This window comes from uncultured Sphingomonas sp. (genome assembly GCF_913062585.1).
GTDB lineage: Bacteria > Pseudomonadota > Alphaproteobacteria > Sphingomonadales > Sphingomonadaceae > Sphingomonas.
The window spans coordinates 50,708-57,798 of the sequence record NZ_CAJXWX010000028.1 but is presented as its reverse complement, the minus strand read 5'-3'; the positions used below and the strand labels follow the sequence as shown (position 1 = coordinate 57,798).

The following is a 7,091-nucleotide window of genomic DNA, read 5'->3' as shown; positions in this document are numbered from 1 at the left end:
CGCCCGCGCCCTCGTCAAAGGCGACAAGCATCCCCGCTACCGGCGCCACCGCAAGGCGGCCTGCCGAACACGCTTACCCCTAACTGAACCTACCTCCTCTTACGGATGCCGATTCGGGGGAGGTTCCCGCCGTTCTCTGCGCAACGATTTTTCCTGCGTCGGGCAAAAATAGAGTGGCTGGAATGCGCTATGGTCCGGCGGCGGCGATGTCGGTTTCGGCCTCCCTGAGCGAACAGACGGAGGCGAGACGGGACTCGATCCGATCGCTGTACGCCAAATCGACCGAGAACAGGTCGAGACGGTCCGAACTGGATTTGACGGCATAATCGCCGATCAATCCTTCGTCGCATCCCGCGTCACGATGGTGCGGATAGAGCAGCGTCAGTCTGCTGCATCGATAGAGCCGGCCATAGGCCATCATTTGATAGACGTCGGCTTGGGACACGCCGCGTTTGGGATCGTCGATCCGCGCGGCGATCCGTTTCCACTTGGTATCGATCACCTGCAGGACGACGTCGCCGCGCTTGACGAGGATATCCGGGCGGGTCTGAAAAACCTGCCGTCGGTCATCGGCTTCGAGGCAATAGAGCCGTCCGCCCTGGCTGACGACGCGTAGGTCGGTGTCGGCCAGGGCGCGCTTGAGCATCCGGACGACATATTCCTCGAACAGCGTATTCATCTCGAACAGTAACGAGAAGCCATCGCTGCCGCCGGCGGAGGTGGTCTGGAAGCGCTCGCCGAGCAGCAGGCGCGCGAGATTGAGCAACTCGCGCCAGCGGGCGTTGGTGCGATCCAGCGTGACCTCGTCCCACCGCAATGCGGAGACTGGCACGTCGGCGATATCGGCGTAGGCGAACGCCAGCTCCCGCAACCGCCGCTGATTGTCGGTCGTGCGCGCGATACGCGACAGGCGCGTGACCGCGGCCTTCATGATCCGGTTCAGCGCGATGTCCGGGGTCAGCGCGTCGAACCGGCATGCCAACCGCGATGGCTCCACCGCCAGCACGGTAAACTGTCGCGTCACGTTCAACCGGCCGCGCAGCGTCGGCAGGTCGTCGGCATGTTCGACATAGCGGCGTGGCATTCCCTGCCGCACTGCATTGACCAGTTTCGCCGAGAACAGCCGGATAAGGATTTCGAGCAGCGTCTCGCGCTGCCAGTCGAGCGCGGTGACCTGGCCCGCGTCGATCTTCAGGTCGAGCGCGACGGCCAGCATGTGGACGAGCCGTTGGCGGATGTTGCCGGTCGTCTCGGCATCACTCCCGCCGGCCACGTCGATCTTGGGCAGGATTTCGAGCGCACAGCCCTGCGCCGCGATGACGCCGACCACGCCCCGCGCGCGCAGCCCCTTGCGACCATGCTCCAGGACGCCACCACCACCGCGGCCGGCAAGAGGCGAGGCTGCCGCGACCGCCGCGATCCGGTCGGCGGCGGTCATCGGCATTTCGTCGGCCGCATTGCCGTAGCGGAGGGTTTCCCATTCGAGGATCGTGCGGCGGATCACGCGGCGACGAAACCATCGTAGGAGAAGGTTTTGCGCACATGCCACCGATAGCGTGGCGCGGCATCCTCATCCCCGCCCAGCCCCTTGGGCGCTTTGAGCCGGCGTCGGTCGATGAAGCGGCCTTCCCGGTCGCTCTCGCCATCGTCGCCATCGCCGAGCACCGCCGCCACCTTGGCCCAGTCTTCGTAGAAATATTCGGCGAGCAGCGGGATGACCTTGTGGCGCATGACCTCGTCGACGTCAGCGCGGGTCGCGCAGCGGATGAAATAGGCGTGGCCGATCTGATGCTCGCGGTCGAACAGATACTCGATCCGCTCGTTGATCGTGGCGAGCAGGCTGGCAACGTCGATGCCGTCGACCGGCTTGAGCAGGCTGGCGTCCGGCATCAGCTCACGAAACTCGAACCGGCGGCGCAGCGCGGTGTCGAGCAGCGCGATCGAGCGGTCGGCGGTGTTCATCGTGCCGATGATGTGCAGGTTCGCCGGCACGCCGAACCGCGCCTCGCTATAGGGCAAGGTCAGCCGCATTCCCTCATCCATGCCTAGCCGCTTGTCCGGCTCGATCAGCGTGATGAGCTCGCCGAACACCTTGGAGATGTTGGCGCGGTTGATTTCGTCGATGACGAGGACGTGCTCCTCGGCGCTTGCCTCGGCCGCTTCGGCCATCTGGCGCAGGATGCCGGGCTTGGCCTTGAGCGTGAAGCCGACGCCGTCCGCCAGCGGTTGCGGGCGCAGGCCCTCGACGAAGTCCTCATAGGCGTAATTCTGGTGGAAGGTGACGAAGCCGATCTGCCCCTGAATTCTCAGTTCCTCATACGCCCTGCGCAGTTCCTGCCGACGGTCGACATCGGTCAGCAACAGGTCGTTCACGGCCAGCCCGCGGCATAGCCGCACCGCCTCGGCCATCGTGCGATAGGTCTTGCCCGTGCCCGGCGGCCCGTAAAGGATCAGGTTGAGCGGTGAACGCTTCACCGGGTCCGGCGCGGGCGCTTCCTCGGCCGGCAGGCCGCCCCAGTGCGACATGTTGCGCAGGAACCAGTCGTAATCCTGCGGCGCGTCCATGAAGGCGAAGCGGATCAGCCGCTGCGCCATCTCGTTGGTCGGATACACCTCCCAGATCGTCGGCTGATAGGTGTAGTGATACCATTCGCGCGGGGTGTACCCTGCCTGCCAGTCGACGGACACGCGCTCGCCGTCACCGGCATTGGCGGTGATAGTGCCGATCGCCTTGATCGACATGACCGACACTGATCGCCCGCGCCCGTCGAACGGCAGACCGTTCTTGCGGACATAGGTCGCCTTGATCGCGATCCGCTCGCCCGGCTGCATCCGCAGCACCTGCTCGCGGTTGCGATCGCTGGGACTGTCGATGTCCCAGATACCCTCGGCCAGGAACCGCTCGACCTGATCGTCGCGGCGGCCATAGGATGCGCCGACGAACCAATAGGGGCCGTCCTGCAACACCTCAGCCTCGACCGTCTCGACTGGCGTAGCCGGCGGCGGCGTCTCCTCGCCGTCCCATTTGTCTTCCAGCGCCACCCACACAAAGCCCTGCACGTCGAACAGATCGAGCGGATCCCAGCCCAGCTCCTCCCCGAACAAAGCGAACAGCGCCCGCAGCAGCTGAAGATATTCGTCGAGATCGGTCGGCTCGAACTGCGGATGGGCGAACAGCTTGCGGCCGAACAGGGTCTTGCCCATCGCTTCGACACGGCTGACCTTGAACCAGCTCGCCGCTTCCGGGTGGATCGTGCCGACGACGCTGATGGTGATCGCCAGCACCTCACCGCGACGCAGGCCGGCGATACCGTCCGCCTTCAGCTGTTCGAGCGTACGGGCGCCATCGGTAATCGTCGCCAGCGGATCATCCTCGCTGCGCGCCAGCCGTGCGACGATCTCGAAGAAGCTGTCGCGCAGGGGTGCGTCAGCCTTCTGCACCTCGTCGAGCGTGCGCCAGCTGAGCGGCAGGCCCTGCACATCGACACTGAGCGCGCGATAGATCTGCTCGCCGGCAGTGCGATCATCGGCGTCCGACGCGGCAAGCGCGCGAACCTTGTCGATCGTCTGGTCCTTGTAACGGCGTTCGATCGTCCAGTAATCGCCATCCTGTCGACGAAAGTCCTCGAACCCCGTCATGCGGGATAGGAAGGTATCGCGTACCGCCTTGAACGCCGGCCAGTCGATAACGACGAAGCCGAGTGCATCGAGCGCGGTTTTGCACTGCGCGCCACCGGGCAGTGCTTCGCTGCCGGTGTGCGCGAGGGCGTCGCGGACGATGGCCTTGCTGGGATAGCGCTTGCCACGGTGAAGCAGCCAGAACTTGGCGGGCAGACCCAGCCCGTCATGGTCGGCGATGAACGCCTCGACCGATCCGGCGGCATCGCACCGCGCGATGGCGTCGAGGATGTCCTGTGCGGTTAGTCCAAGCCTTGCGCTCGAACTCTTTGCACCGGCGTCGTCCCGGCCGACGATCGTGTAGCCCAGCGCTTTTAACAGAGCATAGGACTGGCTTTCACCAAAGCCACCGAAAAATTCGCTGGCGGTCCTGGGCATTTCGCCGGGCAGTTTGCCGACCGCGATCCCGACGATGGCCTTCGCCGGATAGCGCTGGCCGTTCGACGGGCGAATGGCCCAGTTCGACGGCCGGATAAATCCATGGGCGCGCAGGAAATCATCGACGCCAGCAGCATCGCAATCATCCATCGTCGCCTCGATATCCGCCGCGGTCAGGCGAGCGATCAGCTCGGCATGACCCCGATCGCGGGCGGATGTGCTGCCGCCTTCGAGGAAGCGACGATAGTATCTCAGGCTCGTGGGCAGGTGTCCCCGCTCGCCATCGTTGCCGATATCTTCAGGCAGGTCGTTGCCAGCCTTCAATCGCGCCTCCAACTCGTCGAGCCTTCCATCCGCATGAAGTTGATCGAGATCACCGAAGACGCGGTCGAGCTTTCTAACCTTGCTCATCTGGGTGTTGATCGTGTTGCGAGAGTAGCCCTGCGCTTCCATCCACGCTTTGAACTCAGCTTCTTTCACAAATCCTCCCGCCTGTTTGCGCTCAATGCAGCCACATGTTCGGCCCACGCCTGGCATTCGTCTCGTTGTGTTGTGAACCAGGCAGCGAGCGCCTCGGTCGCCCGCATGCCCAACTCGATCTGTTCCCGCTGAGCACCGAAGTCGGCGAGATTGTCTATCGTGGGCGTGTCCGTCACGATCATGAGTCCCGCACGTCCGCCGGCCCTTTTGTTGATGGTTGGCACGATCCGATATGGGGTGTCGGCAAGCGCTGATGCCATCTGCCCAGCGAGCCGGGAAAAATGGTCCCCCCAACCGTAGAGGCAGATATTGGCATTGCCCTCCCGCAACTGATGGACCAGCCGCGTTTGTGGCAGGAAATCCCATTTCGGCAACGCGGACGGCGCGAAGATCATCGTCTTGCTTTCAGCCGGCGCTTCCTTGAGCATGCTGGGACCGGGCGGAAGCGCGATCCCGAGTTCGCCCAGCATCGCGACATAGGCGCGGGTGAAGTTGCCAACGGCAGCAAGCGGAACGGCCTGATATCCGCGCCGTCCCTTTTCAATAGCCTGCGACATTAGCTCGGCGCGATGTTGCAGTCGGAGAGCCAGTTCACCGGTTTCCGAACCTGCGCGCGCCTTCAACACGGCAAGAACACGCTCGTAGGTGAAAACGGCATCGAACTTTTCCGCGAAGGCCGGTGCCTTCGCAGCATAGGCTTCAGGACAGACGAGCACCGTCAATGCTTTGTGAAATCCCTCCGTAACGAGTGCCGTCGCTTCCATTCGATAGGACTCCGCCTGCTGCGGCTGCTCGGTGGTGTCGAGCTTGTTCTCGATGAGGACGGCATATCTGCCGTCATCGCCATCGATCTCGAGAAGCACGTCGATCTCACGTCGACTGTGCATGCGCCGTCGGCTATGGGAGACCCGGCCGCCGCGATGGCTGAGCGCAGCGCCGGTGAGCAGCGACAGCTCCGAAATGAAACGATCACGAAAAGCGTGAGAGCAGCGCAATTCCTCGACAAGCAACAGATCGATATCCCGTTCGGTCGCATGGCTCAGCGTCAGAATGTCGTCGGTCACGGTTGTGTTGCTCCGGTTAGCCGCCGCGCCAGCATGATCATCGCTTCGGTATCACGACCGCAATAGGCGCGGAGCGCGGCGTCCAGCGCCAGCCGGCGTTCGGCCGAGCAATCCGTGGCGATCGCTTCGGCATAGGCTTCCTGCGCGCTGCCGCCGTCCTTCACTTCAAGCGCGGCGTAATCCATCTCGGCGGCGATCGTCGGCAGCACGGCCTTGATCGACCAACTGCCGCGCTGGTCACGGTGATACCAGTTGGCACGGGTGACCGGTAGCAGATCGACGACGCGCGCCGCCATCGCGGTCAGCGCGTCCGCAAGGTCCGGGAACGCGGCGGCCAGTTCGAGGATGCGCCCCTTTTCGAAGCTGGCGTTGTAGCCGATGACCGCGCCGGTCGGCGGCACCATCTCGACCAGCGCCTCGGCGCACGCGCGGCGAGGATCACTCCCATCAAGGCTGAGGAATTCGCGGTGCATGATGACGCCGTCCGCGGTCTCGACATGGGCCGAGAACTGGAACGGCACTTGGCTGTACGGTCGCGTGCCGATCCAACGCGGAACAGCGAAACCAATCGTCTCGAAGTCGAGCCAGGTGCGTGGGAACGCCCAGCCAGCCATCGCTGCGCGGGCGCCCTCGACATCGTGATACACCTCGCCTGATATGGTTGCGCGATGGACGCGAGCGTGGACGGCGTTGGTCAGCGCGGCGGGATCGACGGCCAGCAGATCGACGACACCCTGCTCGATCCAGCGCTTTCCGCCGCCATGCGGCAGCACTGTCACCGGCCATTCCGGTTTGGCCGGCAGCGCCGCATGGCAATAGCAGGCGAACTCGCACGTAAACGGTGCATCGCAGTGTGCGCCGGGCGCGTTATCCGGTTCAGCACCGGCCAGCGTCGCCCGCGCGGCTGCGACGGTCTCGCCTCGACCGGCGATGATCGGCTCGGCCTGCGCCATCAGATCGGTGTCGGCGAACAGGCCATCGTAATCGCCATCGCGTTCGAGGACGAAGCTGCTGTCGATATGGCGGATCGCCGCGCTGCTGATCGGTACACCGGCGTTGCGCGCGACCCAGAGCTGGGTCGCGAGGTCGCCGACGTGATAGTCCTTGGCCTTGGTCGAGTTCTTCACCTCTGCCATTTGCCAGCCGCCTGCACCATCCGGCTCCAGCACGTCGATGCGCACGAGGACGCCGTCGTGCTGGAAGGTCGCCTCAAAGATCGGCTGATTATGACCACGATCGAGCAATGCCCGCGTCGTTGCGAGCGCGGCGGCAAGATCTGGTTCCGCCTCGACCATAACGCCATCCGGCAGCAATGCGCAGGCGATCGCGCCGACCTCGTGCCCAGTGGCGAACCGAACCTCGGCCCCATGATCTTGCTCTGCCAAGTCCGGGCGATGAACGGATAGCCACAGCCGCTTGGGGCATTGTTCGAATGCGGTGATGCGCGACTTGGACAGGCCGTGACGGCGCAGAACGGCCGTCATGGCGTGA

4 protein-coding genes are annotated in these 7,091 nt (G+C 64.3%); all 4 read right to left on the bottom strand.

The features are described 5' to 3' along the window. Positions 1 to 187: 187 nt before the first annotated feature. Positions 188 to 1,504, bottom strand: coding sequence for a restriction endonuclease (locus tag QZ546_RS15625; protein WP_294239552.1), 1,317 nt, complete (start codon positions 1,502 to 1,504; stop codon positions 188 to 190). Next, positions 1,501 to 4,467, bottom strand: a complete 2,967-nt coding sequence (locus tag QZ546_RS15620; protein ID WP_294239550.1) for an AAA family ATPase — start codon at positions 4,465 to 4,467, stop codon at positions 1,501 to 1,503. The genes QZ546_RS15625 and QZ546_RS15620 overlap by 4 nt, the downstream gene beginning before the upstream one ends. 65 nt (positions 4,468 to 4,532) lie before the next feature. Next, entirely contained in the window at positions 4,533 to 5,600 is a 1,068-nt protein-coding gene (locus QZ546_RS15615) for a hypothetical protein (RefSeq protein ID WP_294239548.1), read from the bottom strand. Next, complete coding sequence (locus tag QZ546_RS15610) at positions 5,597 to 7,084, bottom strand: DUF2779 domain-containing protein (RefSeq protein WP_294239545.1); 1,488 nt, start codon at positions 7,082 to 7,084, stop codon at positions 5,597 to 5,599. Before QZ546_RS15610 ends, QZ546_RS15615 begins: the two co-directional genes overlap by 4 nt. Positions 7,085 to 7,091: the final 7 nt, after the last annotated feature.

What these genes read in the sequence shown, in the direction of transcription:
- QZ546_RS15610 (WP_294239545.1), bottom strand. Translation starts at nt 7,084, where the DNA reads ATGACGGCCGTTCTGCGCCGTCACGGCCTGTCCAAGTCGCGCATCACC.
- QZ546_RS15620 (WP_294239550.1), bottom strand. Translation starts at nt 4,467, where the DNA reads ATGAGCAAGGTTAGAAAGCTCGACCGCGTCTTCGGTGATCTCGATCAA.